Below are 18,498 nucleotides of genomic sequence, written 5' to 3' on the forward strand. Positions count from 1 at the left end.
AATGTTGTCTATGCCTACTTTTTACATCGTTATTGGCGTTATCGTTATACTTGCTTTAATTACTGTATTAAAAGCTATTACTATTGTTCCGCAAGGTTTTCAATATACTATAGAGCGCTTTGGTAAATATACCCATACTCTTGAACCCGGATTAAATATCATTATTCCATTTATGGATGGTGTGGGACGAAAAATTAATATGATGGAACAAGTGCTTGATATTCCATCACAAGAAGTTATTTCAAAAGATAATGCGAATGTGCAAATTGATGCGGTTTGTTTTATCCAAGTACAAGATGCAGCAAGAGCCGCTTATCAAGTTAATCAATTAGAGCGTGCTGTGATTAACTTAATGATGACCAATATACGTACTGTACTGGGTAGTATGGAACTGGATGAAATGTTATCACAACGTGATCATATCAACTCTAAATTATTGGGTATTGTCGATGATGCAACTAGCCCTTGGGGGATTAAAATTACCCGTATTGAAATTCGTGACGTTCGTCCACCTGCTGAATTAATTGCAGCCATGAATGCTCAAATGAAAGCAGAACGTAATAAGCGTGCTGAAATTCTTGAAGCAGAAGGGGTACGTCAAGCGGCTATTTTACGTTCTGAAGGTGAAAAACAATCTGAAATTTTGAAAGCTGAAGGGGAAAGAGAAGCCGCATTCTTACAAGCTGAAGCGCGTGAACGTGCCGCTGAAGCTGAAGCAAAAGCGACACAAATGGTGTCTCAAGCAATTGCTGCAGGGAATATTAATGCGATTAACTACTTTGTTGCCCAAAAATATACCGAAGCATTACAACAAATCGGTTCATCAGATAACAGTAAAGTTATTATGATGCCACTTGATGCATCTAATTTAATCGGCAGTATTGGTGGTATTGCAGAATTAATTAAAGAATCAAAAACTAATTCATAATAATTTTTCGATATTTATGCCTCTAATTTAGCGAATTTACACTATGCTAAAATAGAGGCATTGCTTTAATCTTTATAAAATGAAAGGTAAAAAATAATGGCTGATTTTTTTACAGTTATTTATAACTCTCCTCATTGGATTTTCATTGCCTTAGGCATTATTTTTCTGATTGCCGAATTATTAGGTATAGGTGGATATGCACTTTGGTGTGGAATTTCTGCCATTTGTGTGGGAATAATAGCTTGGGTAATTCCATTATCTTGGCCAACTTTATGGTTCTTATTTTCAATTTTTACTGTCGTTTCTGTTTATCTCTGGTATGTCTGGCTTAAAAGCAAAGGAAAACATCGTTCAAGTAAAAACCAAATTAATCAACCTCAACATGACTTAATTGGTATTAAAACAGTCGTCACTGATGCAATTGTTAATGGTTCTGGTCGAGTTAAAATTAAAGATGGCACATGGTCAGCTAGATGTAATCAAGATTTACCAGTAGGTCAATCCGTTATTGTTACTTCTGTCGATGGAATAATTTTAAGTGTTGAACCTATCATTTAAAATGTTTTCATATCATATTTAAAAAACAAATATCAAAAAAATGACATTGAGAAGATGATTGAAAGTTGTAAAGAAAATAAGATTTATATATCGAATGATGATACTAAAAATGCACCAAAATTTATGCAATCTTTATTGTGTAACAAAGCAGTATCATTGATTCGATACTACTAACCTTAACATTCATTTATCCTATTAGCCAATAATAATTATTGGCTAATTTTTTTAGTTAATAAACCGCAAATATTTGTCATAACAGTTACGATTAATTGTTTACATTCGTTTGACTTATCCATGCGACATGCTATCACACTGGAAATGACATATAGAGAGTTATGCCAACAACGCTAAATTTTTTAATTTAACAAGCCTTAGAATATTGGAAGCATTTTTTTCATGGCAAACATAGAAAAGCCCAACAATGTAAGATTGTTGAGCTTTAACTAAAATAATTGGAGTTTACTGTCGAGAGGCAATATCGCTATGACATCCCGATTCAGACCAATTAATGTGACATTGATGTTTTAACACCACCTTCTGGTATAGGAACATAAGCTGTTTCTTTATCTGTTCTTTGTTTATTGTTACGAACTTTAAGCGCAGTTTTAATACCAAAGAAGATAATCGTGTATACCACAAGTAAGAATAATATACTTAACCCTGCATTCGTATAATTATTAATAATAATATGATGCATATTGTCAACTTGATGAGCCGTTAACGTATTACCACCTTCAGCAATTTGACGTTTATATTCTTTAGCTAAATAGAAGAAGCCTTCTAATTGCGGATTATCGCTGAATAATTTCAAACCTAATGCCCAAGTTGTACAGATTAGTAACCAAATAGCCGGAATGATAGTAACCCAAATGTATTGCGCTCGTTTCATTTTAATCAATACGACTGTTGCTAAAATTAGCGCAACAGCAGCTAGCATTTGATTGGATATTCCGAATAATGGCCATAAGCTCTTCACACCGCCTAATGGGTCAACAACGCCTTGATAGAGCAGATATCCCCATAGTCCCACACATCCCAGCGTACCAATAAAGCCAGCGATAAGTGAGTCTGTTTTTTTCAAGAACGGGACAAAATTACCTAATAAATCTTGTAACATAAATCGACCTGAGCGTGTTCCTGCATCAAGCGCCGTTAAAATAAATAGGGCTTCAAACAAAATACCGAAATGATACCAAAAGCCCATATTCGCTCCCGGTAAAATTTGGTTGAAGACATAAGCAATACCTACCGCTAGCGTTGGTGCACCACCGGCACGATTCAAGACAGACGGTTCACCTATATCTTTGGCCGTTTGTAAGATTTGTTCTGGCGAAATCACAAAGCCCCAAGAACTAACCGTTGCGGCTGCATGAACGGTGACATCTTTTAATTGCGCCATTATCATTGGTGCATCATCAGTCCCCAATTTATGCAAATCAGGCATTGTAATCCCTAATCCTGCTGGCGGAGTATTCATCGCAAAATAGAGACCAGGTTCAATAATTGAAGCTGCGACTAACGCCATTATGGCAACAAAAGATTCCATTAACATTGCACCATATCCAATAAAGCGTGCGTCTTTTTCGTTGGCTAATAATTTTGGCGTGGTACCAGAAGAAATAAGCGCATGGAATCCAGAAACCGCACCACAAGCTATCGTAATAAATAAGAATGGGAATAATGATCCCTTCCAAACAGGGCCAGTCCCATCAACATATTGAGTTACATCTGGCATTTTTAGATCAGGATTTAAAATGACTATTCCTATTGCTAAACCAACAATAACGCCAATTTTTAGAAACGTCGCTAAATAATCACGTGGTGCCAATATTAACCATACAGGTAACATCGCAGAGATAAAGGCATAACCGACTAGCACATAAGTAATCGTTGTGTCTTTAAATGTCAACGCTGGCCCCCAGTAAGGATCGTGAGCAATAACGCCCCCAAACCAAATGGATAATATAAGTAAAACGATACCAATGACTGAGATTTCAAGAACTCGACCGGGTCTTAAAAATCGCATATAGATACCCATAAACAGCGCAATAGGTACAGTTGAACAAACCGTGAATACACCCCAAGGACTTTCTGCTAATGCTTTCACAACAATTAACGCTAAAACCGCTAAAATGATGAGCATAATTAAAAAGCAACCAAATAAGGCGATAGCACCAGGAATTGGCCCCATCTCGCTTTTAATCATTTCACCCAATGAAGAACCATTACGGCGAGATGATAAGAAAAGCACCATAAAATCTTGTACTGCGCCAGCAAAAACAACACCAGCAAGTAACCAAAGTGTACCGGGCAAATAACCAACTTGTGCAGCAAGAACGGGACCAACCAATGGACCTGCACCAGCTATAGCAGCAAAATGGTGACCAAATAAAACATATTTATTGGTCGGAACATAATTTAATCCGTCATTATTAATGACAGCAGGCGTTGCTCGAGTAGGATCTAATCGCATAACCTTATTAGCGATATAAAGGCTATAATATCGATAAGCAACTAAATAGACAGATACAGCAGCAGCAACAATCCATAATGCACTGATGTGTTCACCTCGCCGTAATGCAACGACTGCCAAACAGCATGCACCAACAAAAGCAAGAATGACCCAAGGAATATGCTTTAATATTTTATTATTCATAATGATTCTCTTTTTGGGTTTTAAGATTATAAAAACGATACTTAACACCATTAAAATGCTATTTGGCTTGGTGTTTGGATAAATAAAAAACAATTTTTTTACTATCTTCCACTATTCCTTACCTATTTTATGGTTTTGAGTATACCTTTGTGACTTATATATCAAGCTTATAGTAAATTTTTGTTGATAAGAATGGTATCGCTATTTAAGCCATAGGTTGAATGGCAACAATGAGTGGTTAAAATCAGTCAATGAGCGGTTTAATAAAATTTACATAAATCGATAATTGGAATCATAATCCTAACATTTCTTTGAGTGATTTTAGATATCGACGACTAACAGGGACTGAAATATCGTTATTTAAAATAATACTTACACCCGTTGATTCATTAAAGCGAATCTCTTTGAGTTTTTTTAAATTAACCAAGTATTGTCTGTGACATCGAATAAGAGGGGTTTTATCTTCTAATGTCTTTAAAGTTAACTCAGTAAAATATTCATCATTATTTTGATTAAATACATAGATACCACTTATTTTGGAAGCGATATAAAATACATCATCTAAATTTAATAAATAGATACGGTTATGACCAACACAAGGGATATAATCTAAATTTTGATTAACCATATCTAAATGCTTTACATTATTAGGTAATTGATGTTGATGTAAACGGCATAGTGTTTTATTGAGACGGTCTTGTTCTACCGGTTTAAGTAAATAATCAAATGCTTGTTCTTCAAAAGCTTTAACGGCAAATTCACTGTAAGCGGTTAAAAAGACAATGCTAGGCATCGTCTGGGGATCAAGCATCGATAACATTTCAAACCCATTTATTTTGGGCATATGTATATCTAAAAATACCACGTCAGGTTGTAGCCGGTGAATTTTACTGATGGCTTCCATTGCATTATTACACTCAGCAATAATAGCAACATCGGGATCTTTTTCGAGCAAACAACGTAAATTTTCACGTGCAGGGAGTTCATCATCCACAATAATAACATTTAACATCAACTAATTACATCCTCTTGCAATGGTAGTGATAATATCACTTTCGTATATTCGTCAGGTTGACAGAAAATCGCTAGACCATATCTTTCACCATAACGAATATGAATTCTTTTATCGACTAAATTTAGTCCTAATCCTTTCAAATCTTTTTTATTTTCTCGATAATTACCCGCATTATCGATGACTTCTAAATACAATGTTGAATCTTTTGTATAAGCATTTATACTCACTTTTCCTTCACCAATCAATTGGGACGTACCATGTTTTATCGCATTTTCAACGATTGGTTGCAATGAAAATGCAGGAAGACGAGCATTTTCTAAATCTACTGGGATATGAATATCAAGCGTAAGTTGCTCCATAAAACGCATTTTTTCAATTTGTAAATAAGCATTAACATGCTCTATTTCATCTTTGAGCGTAACTATTTCATCCGTTCTTTTGAGATTTTTTCGAAAAAAAATCGATAGATTTTGCACTAAATTAGATGCTTGCTCTTTATCTCGTCGAATAACTGCAACAAGCGTATTTAAGGCATTAAACAGGAAATGTGGGTTAACTTGGGCGTGTAATAACTTAATTTCGGTTTTAGACAATAATTGTTTGTAATGCTCATTTTGACCCGCTAATATTTGTGCCGATAATAAACTGGCTATCCCTTCCCCTAATGTTCGATTGATTGAACTAAATAAAGTATTTTTTGCCTCATATAATTTGATCGTGCCAACGACAGTATTATTTTCACCTCGCAGTGGAATCACCAACGTTGATCCAAGACGGCAATTTTTGTTAATTGAACATTGATACGGTAAATGTGCGCCATCCAGATATTGTACTTCATTTTTTTCAATAGCTTCTAAAGTACTATTTGACGTGATCAGTGTACCCGGTAAATGGTGATCATCTCCAATTCCAATAAAAGCCAAGATTTTTTCTCTGTCTGTAATGGAAACCGCACCAATATCTAACTCTTGATAAATAATTTCTGCCACTTTTGTACTATTTTCTTGATTGAAACCATCACGTAACAGCCCTTCAGTGCTCACTGCAATTTGTAATGCTTTTGCCGAAAAAGCCGAGGTATAGCGTTCGAAAATAGCGCGTCGATCCAATAATATTCGCATAAACATCGCCGAACCAATACTATTGGCGATAATCATGGGCGCTGCAATACTTTTTACCGCATGTAAAACAGTATCAAAAGGGCGTGAAATTAATAACACTAAAATCATTTCAAGCGATTCGACCAATAATCCCAGCACGCCGACTAACAAAGGATTATAGATAAGATCAACCCGACCTTTTTTCATTAACGCATAATGCAATAACCCACTGATTAGCCCAATTAAAATAGTTGATAACATGCAACTTTCAGCCGTTATTCCCCCTAATGTATAGCGGTGAATCCCCCCTGTCACACCGACTAAAAAACCAACCATAGGACCACCAAGAAGACCGCCTAAGATCGCCCCGATAGCACGGGTATTTGCAATAGTATCTTCAATGTGAAGTCCAAAATAGCTCCCCATAATACAAAATAGTGAGAAGATAAAATAGCAAACTAATTTATGCGGTAAATGCACTGTGACTTGCATGAGCGGAATAACAATTGGGGTTTTACTTAGTAAATAGGCGATAACTAAATAAACACACATCTGTTGTAAAAGTTGTAGAATTAGATCGAATTCAAGCATAATTTAAATCTATTAAGCCTATCCCATTAACGAAGGTTAATGAGATAAAAAGTTTAGTTATTCAATAAAGTAAAAGTTTGTTTGTTTTGTGTAGTTGAATCCGAGCCTATAAACACATTAAATTTACCTGGCTCTGCCACATATTGCATTTTGTCATTCCAAAATTTTAACATTTCAGGCTTGATAATAAAGTGCACTTCTCCTTTTTCATGTGCTTTCAATGTAATGCTCTCAAAGCCTTTTAGTTCTTTAACAGGTCTACTTACCGAAGCAGTCACATCTTGTAAGTAAAGTTGAACGGTTTGAGTACCTTCCCTGTTTCCTGTATTTTCAACCGTTGCTGTGACAATAATTTGACCATTTTGTTGCATTTCTGTCGCTGAAAGAGAAAAAGTGATGTTGAAATCGGTATAACTTAGACCATAGCCAAATGGGAACAAAGGTTCATTAGGACTGTCCAAATAAGATGTCGTGTATTTCCCCATATTCTCCGTTCCGTGTGGGCGACCTGTATTTAAATGACTGTAATAGACAGGTATCTGTCCAACATTGCGTGGAAATGACATAGGTAATTTTCCAGACGGATTATAATCGCCAAACAAGACATCAGCAATGGCATTACCGCCTTCTGTACCTAAAAACCATGTTTCAAGCATCGCATCGGCTTGTTGATATTCATCGACTAATGTTAACGGGCGACCATTCATTAAAGCGATAACAAGGGGTTTACCGGTTGCTTTAAGTGCTCGAAGTAATCTTTTTTGACTTTCAGGAAGGGAAATATCTGTTCGACTTGACGACTCATGTGCCATTCCTTGCGCTTCACCAACGAAAGCGACAACAACATCTGCATTTTTCGCTAATTCGACCGCTTCATTAATCATCTTTTCAACGGGTCTGTCATCAAATTTTGCCGTAACTTCGTAAAGATTTAAGAATTTAAATAGTGCGGGATCATCCGAAAGATTAGCACCCAATGCATAACTGACGTTTTTGGGGTTGTTTATTGCGTGATTAATGCCTTCCAAAGGAGTCACGGCTAAATTAGCTCGACCTGCACCCGACCAACTCCCTAATATATCGCGTTTGGAGTCAGCAAGCGGACCAATAACCGCAATTTTTTGATCTTTAGATAGCGGTAAAAGCTTATTATTATTTTTTAATAACACAATACTTCGTCGTGCCACTTCTCTGGCTTCTTTTCGATGTAATCGATTATCAGCAAACATCGTTTCAATGTCTAAGTTTGGATCTAAATTACGATGTGGGTGACGAAACAATCCCATATCATATTTAAGTGACAACACATGTCGACATGCATTGTTAATATCATCTTCACTCAGTGCCCCTTCTTTGACCAGTTGAGGGATAAATTGAAGAAAATATTCATCATTCATACTAACATCAATACCGGCTTTAATTGCGATTCGAACAGCATCTTTGGCATTACTGGCAACACCATGATTAATCAGTTCCCGAATTGCACCATGATCGCTAATGACTACGCCATTAAAATGCCATTGATTACGAAGAACATCGGTCAAAAGCCAATGATTTGCGGTAGCCGGAATACCATTTACTGTAACCAGCGATACCATAATAGCTTGGCTTCCTGCATCGATTGCCGCTTTGTAAGGAACCAGATATTCTTGAAACATTTTTCGTTCACTCATGTCGGTGCTATTGTATTCTCGCCCACCTTCAACCGCACCATAAAGCGCAAAGTGTTTAACGGTTGTCACCAACGAATTTTTTTCAGCCAAAGACGGCTTTTGCATTTGTTCAACAAAAATCCGCCCAGCTTCTGAAGTAAGATAAGGATCTTCACCAAAACCTTCAGAAACTCTACCCCATCGTGGATCTCGGGTAATATCGACCATGGGAGCCCAAGTAATATTAAGTCCATCAGAAGTGGCTTCATCAGCAGAAACTTGTGCGACAAGAGCCATTGCTTGTCGATCCCAAGTAGAGGCAATACCTAAATTGATTGGAAACACAGTGCGATGACCATGCACAATGTCAAATCCTAATAATAACGGGATCTTGCTTGGGGATTTTAAAGCACGATCTTGCATTCGTGATAAGTCAGGCTCGACAACAGTATTAAATATCCCTCCAATTTCGCCGGCTTCTATTTGATCTAAGACTTTATCGAGTGTGAGTTCTCCGCCCACACTGATTAAACGCAATTGTCCAACCTTCTGTTCAATGGTCATTTTTGATAATAGCTCATCGATAAAGGCTTTTTTATCCTCGCTATTATCATTTTGCGCAAGAATAGAGGAAGAGAAGAGACACATGAATAACAATAAGATTAATTTTTTCATCATTAGGTTAGCTGTCACTGTCGTTGTGAGGATTGAAATAAGAATAGAATAGCTGAATCGCTAAAAAAAATCTCAATCTTTACTAAATTTGTGAAAATCACCTTTAGTAGAGTATGGTGAAATTTTTTAGTATAAAAAGAAAAAATGAGGATTATGCTAAAAAGAAGACCGGATATTCAATAAGCAAACTTGCCGACAACATTATCGGCAAATTTAAGCAGTGGTTAGTCTCGAAAATTGGTAAATTGAAAAGGTTGTCCTAATTCACCATTCTTAACTAAAGCCATTGTCGCTTGTAAATCATCTCGAGATTTACCGGTTACTCGAACTTGATCACCTTGAACTTGAGCTTGAACTTTAATTTTACTATCTTTAATTAATTTCACTATTTTTTTAGCTAACTCTTTATCAATACCTTGCTTAAGTTTGACTGTTATACTGTAAAGTTTACCGCTATGCTCCAAATCATCAGGAATGTCTAAAGCACCGCCATCAATACCACGTTTAGCCAATTTATCTCGTAAGATATCAAGAAGTTGCTGAACTTGAAACTCTGATTGACTGGTGGCTTTAATTGTCTCGTTTTTTTCGTTTAATTCAAACGAAGCTTCAACATTTTTAAAATCCCAGCGCGTGGTTAATTCACGTGATGCGTTCTCGACGCCATTTTTCACTTCTGGCATTTGAATTTCTGATACGATATCGAAAGAAGGCATAAACTCTCCTCTTCAAAAGATTAAAAATATAAATAGAATTTTAAGAAAAATATAAAGATATATGCCACTTAGTTAGTGGCATTTTTAAGTGTGATTAAAAAATTAATCGATAGTGCGAAGTAACTCATTGATACCCACTTTACCTAAAGTTTTGGCATCCACTTTTTTAACAATAACGGCACAATAAAGGCTATATTTACCATCTTTAGTTGGCAAATTACCGGAAACAACAACAGAACCAGCAGGCACACGACCATAATAAACTTCACCGGTTGCACGATCATAAATTTTGGTACTTTGCCCAATAAATACGCCCATTGAGATAACCGAACCTTCTTCAACAACCACGCCTTCTACAATCTCACTACGGGCACCGATAAAGCAGTTATCTTCAATAATCGTTGGATTAGCTTGTAATGGCTCTAAGACTCCACCGATACCAACACCACCAGACAAATGAACATTTTTACCAATTTGGGCACATGAACCAACAGTAACCCACGTATCAACCATTGTCCCTTCATCAACATAAGCACCAATATTAACATAAGATGGCATTAATACGGTGTTACGAGCGACATAAGCCCCTTTACGCGCAATAGCAGACGGAACAACACGAAAACCCTCTTGCGCAAATCTTGCTTCATCATAGTCAGCAAATTTTAATGGCACTTTATCGTAATAATTAGTTGGACCCGCATTAATCAACTGATTTTCGTTAATACGAAACGAGAGCAATACAGCTTTTTTTAACCATTGATGGGTTACCCACTCACCATTAATTTTTTCAGCGACACGCATTTTTCCGCTATCTAATAGATGAATACATTGATTAATTGCATCACGTGTAACAGCATCAACATTTGATGGTGTGATTTCCGCACGACGTTCAAATGCGGCGTCAATAATAGTTTGTAATTGTTGCATCTCTTGTTTCCTTTAACTTTTAAGTCCGTTGGCAAATTTAATCAGGATCGACAGTATAATATAATATCCGGCACTTTTTAAGCGGTTTGTCATATCATCTTAATACTGTTTAATAAAAAGGGAATTAATTTGTGAAATATGTTCCAATTTTGACAATGAAAAATCGATATTTGAATGTCATTATTTACTATCATCATATCGCTAATTTAACCAATATGTATGATGCAAAATTCAGGATTTTCTTTATTAGAGTTGCTCGTTGTTGTGGGCATTTGTGCCATATTTGCTTCCATTGGTGTAACACAATGGAAAACGTTACAACTTAAAGAAGAATTGCTTACTACCACTAAACAATTAACGCATTTTTTTAACGAAGTGCAAATTAACGCATACACTTATAATTATACTTATCATTTCTATCTTTTTTCCTCACCTTGGTGTTTAGTTGCCAGTAAAGGCGATAAACCCAATTCCTGTATGGAGGGTGAATTACGATATATTAAACCCAACAATTCGGTTGAAATAAGCGGTTTAACCAATAAAAAAATCATTTCCTTTTGGGGACGAAGAAACATGGCACAAACAGCTTCTTTAAAACTTCATAATAAGATAGGCGAAACAAAAATATTAATCTCATTTCGAGGAAGAGTTCGCTTTTGTTATGAGCAAGGTTATCTATCCGGTATGCCTCCATGTTAAAGCAATCAGGATTTTCGCTTTTTGAGGTATTAATCTGTTTAATGATAGCAAGTTTAATTTTGATTGGCACAAGTCAATGTTATCAACAACTCCAAATGCGGCTAAGCGATGATTATTTAAAATCACATTTACAACAAACAGTTCATCAAGCACTGGCTGGCTTATCTAAAGATATTAAGCGTGCTGGGTTTACGCCTCATATTTCCACAGAAACAAAATTTAAACCTATTGAAATTAATGATCGACAAGATTGTATTGTTATTCGTTATGACAGTGGATTAGGTGATAATGGGAGTCGCGAATCTTTATATTCTACTTATTTTGATGTCTTTACTTTTCGCTATCACCAAAATAATCTCGAATACAAACACGCAGCCACAAAATGTGATGGTTTGAATTGGCAACGCCTGTTTGATCCAAATGATGTGAACGTCACTCAATTTAGTATCAAGCAACGCAGTCAGACAATTGAAATAAAGTTAACTGCTGAATTGAAGAAACATGCTCATATTCAATATCACCTTACCAAGATAATCAAAAATGAAAACAGGTAATCGTCTTATTAACCAATCGGGTTTTAGTGCTATTGTTATGGTGATTTTTTTAATGATAATAGGCTTATCTTTATTGTTCGGATTTCATTTTTTAGTTGCATCATGGCAAAAAATTGCCATGACAGAAAGACGATACTATCAACAATTTAATACCGCCAGTTCATCATTAAGTTGGGCAATAACGCAACGTTGGCAGCCTCCTAAACCCCATTGGCAATGCCAACTTGAACTAAACTTACAATTAAAAGTTTGTATTAAACTATCGAGATGGAGTCACGATAATGCCATTTTAGTACGCGGAGAAGCTAATGGATTTTTTCTTTATACTTTAGCGCATTTACATAATAACAAACTCATCGTTCATAAAGGACAGTGGCTTGATTATTGCCCAGAGAAAAGAAGCCATGATTGTGAATAAGCATGCTGGCGGTTTTAGTTTGATTGAAGTATTGATCGCCTCACTACTATTTTCAATCATTCTTCTTAGTTTTATGCAGATGGAAAAAGCCTTATTGCATCAGCGCCATTACATTACCAACAAACTACATGCTGATCAGGTTATCTTCCAATTACTCGATAGCTATCCTGATATTGCCCAACATATTATTCCAACACATTGGACATATCACGTACAAAATAAAACGTACAATAATCAATGTACATTGGTCATCATAACAGTAACAATACCTAATTATGATAAAAATGAGCAACAACGATTATTTTGCCAATAACAATTAAATTTTATTTTCGATAAACTCATGCAATGCCGTTAATACTTCAGCAGTTTTTTCAGCATGAACATTGTGACCTGCCCCTTCAATAGTTACAATTTTAGCCTGTGGAAATTGCGAAAACAGTGTATCCAAATATTGATCAGCTATATATGTTGAATTCCCACCACGAATAAATAAAATGGGTTTCATACTGGGCGCGCCTGCTTGCCAATCACTTAAATCAGAATAATTTTTAACAATAATTTTTGCATTAAACAGCCAGTGACCGTTTTTAAATGATTTTAATAAAAAATAGATAGTCGCTGTATTGACACCTTGTTGCTCCATAATATGCATAATCTGTTTTTTATCAGTAATATGCTGTGAACAACACTTTTCTAATGATTGAATAACATCAAAATTGGGCGACTGTAAATATTTAACCGGTGCAATATCCATGACGACAACTTTCTGAATAATTTCAGGCACAATTCGAATTAATTGCATAGCCACTTTTCCACCCATTGAATGGCCGACAATTATAAGATTTTTCAATTGTAATTCATGACAAAGCTCAGCAACATCATTAGCCATAGCGTCATAATTCATTTCATCTGACCACGGCGAAAGTCCGTGATTACGCAGATCGACCTGAATAGTTTGATAATGCGGAGCAAAATCTTTTGCTAACATATTCAAATTATCCAAGCTACCAAACATACCATGCAAAAATAAAATAGGCTGTCCTTCGCCCTGAATTTTATAGTTTAGTTTCATATTTCAACTCTAATATTTATGTTAAAAATTTATTCCAATATTTGATAATAATTTAGTGATGAATTCTGTAACAATATAAGCTATAAATGTGTTAGAATTCAGCACTTATTTTCATTATATATTAAGTCATATGTTTCAAAATAACCCATTACTCGCACAACTAAAGCAAGAGCTTCATCAACAAACGCCACGCATTGAAGGCACAGTCCGAGCCCATGAGAAGGGATTCGGTTTTTTAGACGTTGATAACAAAACCAGTTATTTTATACCAATGGCTAAAATGAAAACCGTTTGTCATGGCGACAAAGTTTCTGGAATCGTTGTCAAAAGCAATGATAAAGAATCTTTTGAACCTGAAGTATTACTTGAAAGCGCATTAGAATCATTTATCGGAAGAATAGGTTTTCAAGACCGTTCAATGGTTATCTATCCAGAAAACATGCCTAGCAGTTTTGCGATCCCCTGCAAAGTAAATAATCAACTTCCACAAAAATTAAAAGAAAATGACTGGGTCGTTGCAACACTCATTTCACATCCTTTGAACGCAGACAAAAAAAAATTTTTTGCAGCCATTACCGATTTCATCGTTGAAGATGATTCAAAATACAAATTATGGCTTAAAACACTTGCACGTTATAATTTAGAAACAACAGTACCACAAGCTGACACTTTATCGATTATTGAAAAAGAGCTTGAAAATCGTCAAGATTTAACTGACATCTGTTTTTTTACCATAGATAGTGAAAACACTCAAGATATGGATGATGCCATTTCGGTTAATATGGATGAACAAGGTAATTTTCATCTTCATGTCGCCATTGCCGATCCCACAGCATTTGTATTAAAAGATAGTGACATTGATAACATTGCAAGAATAAGGAATTTTACGACCTATCTTCCCGATTTCAATATCCCAATGTTACCGAAAGAGTTAGCCGATGATTTATGTTCTTTGCAAGCGAATGTAAAACGCCCAGCAATGGTATGCAATCTAAAACTTGATTCATCAGGGAATATCTTATTCGATAGCATCAGCTTTACCTCTGCTTGGATAGAATCAAAAGCCAAACTTGCTTATCACAATGTTTCTGACTTCTTGGAAAACAATCAGGAATTATCTTCAAGTCATTCATCTTTACCCGAACAACTTAAAATCTTAGCCAATTTAGCTAAGGTCAGAGTAAATTGGCGACAAGAAAATGCGCTTGTTTTTAAGGATGTAACCGACTACCGTTTCGTACTTGATGAAAATCGCCAAGTTGAAGCTATTATAAAAGAACCGCGTCGCATAGCTAATCAAATTGTTGAAGAAGTCATGGTGATTGCAAACCAAGCATTAACCTCGATGTTAAATGAAAAAATTGGTTTTGGTATTTATAATATTCACACCGGCTTTGACACTAAATATTTGGATCAAATCTTAAAAATTTTAGCTGACAACGGGATAACTGAGTTTGATAAAACGTTACTAACATCGTTTGCAGGTTATATAAAACTTCGTCGCATCATTGATAATGATCCGTTCTTAGCCATGCGGTTACGAAAATTTCAAAGTCCGGCTGATTTTTCAATTGAACCTCAACCCCATTTTGGATTGGGATTTGACGCTTATGCAACTTGGACATCACCAATTCGTAAATATGGCGATATGGTTAATCATCGTGTATTGAAAGCTTATATACGCCATGAAGCGCTAACACCACCGGATCCACATCAACTCAAAACCATGAATGAACGGCGGAAAATGTTAAGATTGGCAGAACGAGATATGGCCGAAAATCTATTTGCCCAATACTTATCAGATAAAATTGGTGAAACATACTCAGCTGAAATTGTGGATATCAATCGTGGCGGTGCCAGAGTTCGTCTTACCGATATTGGCGCCTATGCTTTTTTACCTTTATCCATGCTACATTCTGTAAGAGAAGAAATCGTTTCATTACCCGATGAAGGCCTGATTAAAATAAACGATAATATCGGTTATAAACTCACTGATATTATCTCGGTTTCTATCTTTCAAGTAAAAAATGAAAATCAATCAATTATCGTTAAATTAACAAATATTAATGAATGATTAAAAACATGATGCCTTGCAGATTAATGATAATTAATCTTTACTTAATGCTGTAATTATTTAGCATCAAGGCATCATATATTGACAATATCTTAACGATTAAATTCTTTTGTTTCGTGTTAAGATCTGATATCTTTCCCAACCTTGTTAAAACATTGCTTTTATAAAGATAAACGGGTTATAAAAGTGTCGTTGTTATAGCATTAATCGGTAACATCAAGAGGGATTTATGGTATCAATTCATGGTCATGAAGTTTTACAAATGATGGAAGGGAATAGCTACACAGAATTATCTCTACTGGCAGCTATTGAACAACGATTTGGAAAACATGCTAAATTTCATACTTGCTCTAAAACAGATATGAATGCATCTGAACTGATTGCTTTTTTGAAAGCGAAAGCAAAATTTTCACCTGTAACAAATACACAATTTACAGTTAATATTCAGAAGATCTGTCACCACTAATGATAAAGTTGTAAGTTCTATCACATTTTTTACAAAAAAATACGTTGTTATAAAGTGTTATTATAAAAAAAAGTATATAATTTTTTAATAATAGCTATATAGCATCCTATTGATTTATAACTCAAGAATAAGTTCATGGAATTTTATATATGAAAATAAGTAATATTTTAACATGTGCCATTGTTGCTATTCTTGTTTCAAGTTGCGCACTTCGATCTGGTTTGTCACAGAAAAAAGCGGAAGGGAATACTGAAACAGATCAATTATTGGCTTTACAAAATAAAACTGAATATAACAATCCCTATGTTGTGAATGCAAAAAATCAACTCGCTCAATTAATTGGCAACAAAAATTTTAATAACTATGTTATTAAGCGGGGATTGCTAACGTGTAAAAATGATGATAATACAGCCTTTTGTGTTTTAAATTTTTATTTAACTGAATATTACAAGCTGAGATCTGACCTGCAACTCAAAAAAATAACTGAAGAAAACGAAGCAGCGCGTCAAATTGAACTGAATAAAATCAAGGCATCTCGCAGCAATATCAAAAATTATTGTGATCTTTCTGCTGACTTTGTCTCGGCAATTTATACAAAAGATACAGCCAAGATTGCCAACTACTATCAGCCATTATTTAAAATGTCTGAGCAAGATATGTCAGCACTCTATTCAAAAATCAACAAAGATAATTATGCTCACTTTTTGATTGACCAAAACCCAAGCATTATTTTAGAAATGAAAAACGATTATGTTGAAAAGTGTTTAGGCAGTCCAAAAGATAATATTATTAATTATTTCAATATATTTAGATAAACCCAATGTGAGTATTTTATGCACAATTTATTGCCAAACAGCCAATTTTATAAAACAGTCACATGCAAAATTTTTTGCATTTGTGCTGTTTCGTTAATTAGCTTTTCTTCTTGGGCATTTTCGTATGAGGATGTAATAAACAAAGCTAAGGACTTATCAAAAAAAACTTATCAGCAACCCTCCAAAAATATCCCGAGTGAACTTGCATCATTACAATTTGCAGACTATCAGAAAATTCAATTTAATCATCAAAAAGCTTATTGGAATGATGAAGATACCCGTTTCAAACTTGAGTTTTATCACGAAGGCATGTATTTCGATACCCCCGTTAAGATTAATGAAGTCGTCAATAATCACGCTCAAGAAATCAAATATGATCCTAGTTATTTTGACCTTAGTCAGATTCACTTAGATAAACTAGATACTAAAAATTTAGGTTTTGCAGGATTTAAAGTACATTACCCTATTAATTCGCCAACCAAAACCGATGATGAAGTTTTTACTGCACTCGGTGGTAGTTATTTTCGGGCAATAGGTAAAAACCAAATCTATGGTCTTTCAGCAAGAGGGCTTGCTATCGATACAGGTGAAATATCGGGAGAAGAGTTTCCACGTTTTAAAGAGTTTTGGATAGAAAGACCCGAACCAAATCAAAAACATTTAGTGATTTATGCGCTTCTTGATTCACCTAGTGTTACTGGTGCATACAAAATAACATTAATCCCAAGTGTTGATACCACTGTCACGGTTGAAGCTAAAGTGTTCTTCCGTACATCGGTAAAAAAACTTGGTGTGGCACCTTTAACAAGTATGTTTTTATACGGACCAAATCAACCTTCGCCAATTTTGAATTATCGCCCTGCTATGCATGATTCTAATGGGTTATCCATTTTAACCAACAATAATGAATGGATTTGGCGTCCTTTAAACAATCCTAAACGTCTATCGTTTTCATCTTATAGCTTGGAAAACCCTAAACAATTCGGCTTAATTCAACGTGATAATGGTTTTCAAGATTATCAAGACCTTGATGATCATTATGAGCAGAGACCAAGTGTTTGGACAGAAATTCTTGGCGATTGGCAAAAAGGTCGTGTGGAACTCGTTGAAATACCGACAGCCGATGAAACTAACGACAATATCGTAACGTTCTGGGTTCCGAAAAAACAGTACAATGCTGGTGATGTTCTTGATATTAGCTATCGATTACACTACACGTTAAATGATCAGCAACGTTATCCAAGTAATGTTGCCAGAGCAGTCAGTACGCGTTTATCGCTAGGCGATATCAAACAGGCAAATCTAATTCGTAAACTCGATGGTTCTAATGCTTACGTCATTGATTTTGCAGGACCTCAATTATCCAATAAAATACCAGTTAAGGTGATTTCAAGTATCACCAATGGATCGATTGTTAGCACAGACTCTCAATATAATTCGGTCACTAAAGGATGGCGTGTCATTGTAAGGTTTAATGTTGAAGATAACAAAAAAGCCACTGATATTCGTATTCAATTAGCTTCTGAGAAAACTAACGAAATTTTATCCGAAACATGGAGTGGTCAATATCCTGCACAATAGT

The 18,498-nt window shown here is 35.3% G+C and carries 17 protein-coding genes; 10 read left to right on the plus strand and 7 right to left on the minus strand.

The features are described from left to right. Nucleotides 1–10: 10 nt before the first annotated feature. Together A9G10_RS10635 and A9G10_RS10640 are read left to right on the plus strand one after the other, a co-directional pair. Entirely contained in the window at nucleotides 11–928 is a 918-nt protein-coding gene (locus A9G10_RS10635; RefSeq protein WP_065559539.1) for an SPFH domain-containing protein, read from the plus strand. A gap of 96 nt (nucleotides 929–1,024) precedes the next feature. Further along, nucleotides 1,025–1,486, plus strand: coding sequence for an NfeD family protein (locus A9G10_RS10640; protein ID WP_065559540.1), 462 nt, complete (start codon nucleotides 1,025–1,027; stop codon nucleotides 1,484–1,486). Nucleotides 1,487–1,991: 505 nt separating this feature from the next. Here A9G10_RS10640 and A9G10_RS10645 read toward each other — a convergent pair. From A9G10_RS10645 to dapD, 6 genes are all read right to left on the minus strand, one after another. Beyond that, nucleotides 1,992–4,142 carry a carbon starvation CstA family protein gene (locus A9G10_RS10645; RefSeq protein ID WP_065559541.1) on the minus strand — a complete coding sequence of 717 codons (2,151 nt, stop codon included), beginning with the start codon at nucleotides 4,140–4,142 and terminating at the stop codon, nucleotides 1,992–1,994. A 292-nt stretch (nucleotides 4,143–4,434) separates the two neighbouring features. Beyond that, nucleotides 4,435–5,154 carry a two-component system response regulator BtsR gene (gene btsR, locus A9G10_RS10650; RefSeq protein ID WP_065559542.1) on the minus strand — a complete coding sequence of 240 codons (720 nt, stop codon included), beginning with the start codon at nucleotides 5,152–5,154 and terminating at the stop codon, nucleotides 4,435–4,437. Further along, the gene (locus A9G10_RS10655) at nucleotides 5,154–6,848 is read right to left on the minus strand and encodes a sensor histidine kinase (protein ID WP_065559543.1); all 1,695 of its coding nucleotides are present in this window, start codon (nucleotides 6,846–6,848) and stop codon (nucleotides 5,154–5,156) included. Before A9G10_RS10655 ends, btsR begins: the two co-directional genes overlap by 1 nt. Before the next feature lie 53 nt (nucleotides 6,849–6,901). Continuing rightward, on the minus strand, nucleotides 6,902–9,178 hold the full coding sequence (gene bglX / locus A9G10_RS10660) for a beta-glucosidase BglX (protein WP_218837400.1): 2,277 nt from the start codon (nucleotides 9,176–9,178) through the stop codon (nucleotides 6,902–6,904). A gap of 221 nt (nucleotides 9,179–9,399) precedes the next feature. Beyond that, complete coding sequence (locus A9G10_RS10665; protein ID WP_065559544.1) at nucleotides 9,400–9,891, minus strand: YajQ family cyclic di-GMP-binding protein; 492 nt, start codon at nucleotides 9,889–9,891, stop codon at nucleotides 9,400–9,402. A 102-nt stretch (nucleotides 9,892–9,993) separates the two neighbouring features. After that, nucleotides 9,994–10,818: a 2,3,4,5-tetrahydropyridine-2,6-dicarboxylate N-succinyltransferase gene (dapD, locus tag A9G10_RS10670; RefSeq protein ID WP_065559545.1), complete on the minus strand. Its 825-nt coding sequence runs from the start codon at nucleotides 10,816–10,818 to the stop codon at nucleotides 9,994–9,996. A 219-nt stretch (nucleotides 10,819–11,037) separates the two neighbouring features. Between dapD and A9G10_RS10675 the strand changes: the two genes are divergently transcribed. The 4 genes from A9G10_RS10675 to A9G10_RS10690 are packed head-to-tail and all read left to right on the plus strand — an operon-like array spanning nucleotide 11,038 to nucleotide 12,802. Next, nucleotides 11,038–11,517 carry a prepilin-type N-terminal cleavage/methylation domain-containing protein gene (locus tag A9G10_RS10675; RefSeq protein ID WP_065559546.1) on the plus strand — a complete coding sequence of 160 codons (480 nt, stop codon included), beginning with the start codon at nucleotides 11,038–11,040 and terminating at the stop codon, nucleotides 11,515–11,517. Beyond that, a complete protein-coding gene (locus A9G10_RS10680; RefSeq protein ID WP_065559547.1) occupies nucleotides 11,511–12,071 on the plus strand; it encodes a prepilin peptidase-dependent protein in 561 nt (186 codons plus the stop codon). The genes A9G10_RS10675 and A9G10_RS10680 overlap by 7 nt, the downstream gene beginning before the upstream one ends. Further along, complete coding sequence (locus A9G10_RS10685) at nucleotides 12,058–12,489, plus strand: DUF2509 family protein (RefSeq protein WP_065559548.1); 432 nt, start codon at nucleotides 12,058–12,060, stop codon at nucleotides 12,487–12,489. Before A9G10_RS10680 ends, A9G10_RS10685 begins: the two co-directional genes overlap by 14 nt. Continuing rightward, nucleotides 12,482–12,802 carry a type IV pilus modification PilV family protein gene (locus A9G10_RS10690; RefSeq protein WP_179855835.1) on the plus strand — a complete coding sequence of 107 codons (321 nt, stop codon included), beginning with the start codon at nucleotides 12,482–12,484 and terminating at the stop codon, nucleotides 12,800–12,802. The genes A9G10_RS10685 and A9G10_RS10690 overlap by 8 nt, the downstream gene beginning before the upstream one ends. A 3-nt stretch (nucleotides 12,803–12,805) precedes the next feature. Here the strand turns inward: A9G10_RS10690 and A9G10_RS10695 are convergent, their stop codons facing one another. Next, nucleotides 12,806–13,561, minus strand: a complete 756-nt coding sequence (locus A9G10_RS10695; RefSeq protein ID WP_065559550.1) for an alpha/beta fold hydrolase — start codon at nucleotides 13,559–13,561, stop codon at nucleotides 12,806–12,808. Nucleotides 13,562–13,691: 130 nt separating this feature from the next. Between A9G10_RS10695 and A9G10_RS10700 the strand changes: the two genes are divergently transcribed. The 4 genes from A9G10_RS10700 (at nucleotide 13,692) to A9G10_RS10715 (ending at nucleotide 18,497) form a co-directional block, all read left to right on the plus strand. After that, a complete protein-coding gene (locus A9G10_RS10700) occupies nucleotides 13,692–15,635 on the plus strand; it encodes an exoribonuclease II (protein ID WP_065559606.1) in 1,944 nt (647 codons plus the stop codon). A gap of 229 nt (nucleotides 15,636–15,864) precedes the next feature. Next, complete coding sequence (locus tag A9G10_RS10705; RefSeq protein WP_065559551.1) at nucleotides 15,865–16,101, plus strand: YecH family metal-binding protein; 237 nt, start codon at nucleotides 15,865–15,867, stop codon at nucleotides 16,099–16,101. A 149-nt stretch (nucleotides 16,102–16,250) separates the two neighbouring features. After that, nucleotides 16,251–16,916 (plus strand): hypothetical protein, encoded by a 666-nt coding sequence (locus A9G10_RS10710; RefSeq protein WP_065559552.1) that lies wholly within the window; start codon nucleotides 16,251–16,253, stop codon nucleotides 16,914–16,916. An 18-nt stretch (nucleotides 16,917–16,934) separates the two neighbouring features. Next, nucleotides 16,935–18,497: a glucan biosynthesis protein G gene (locus tag A9G10_RS10715; RefSeq protein ID WP_065559553.1), complete on the plus strand. Its 1,563-nt coding sequence runs from the start codon at nucleotides 16,935–16,937 to the stop codon at nucleotides 18,495–18,497. The last annotated feature ends 1 nt before the right edge of the window (nucleotide 18,498 follow it).

The sequence above is a fragment of the Gilliamella sp. wkB308 genome (assembly GCF_001690185.1).
Lineage (GTDB): Bacteria > Pseudomonadota > Gammaproteobacteria > Enterobacterales > Orbaceae > Gilliamella > Gilliamella apicola_I.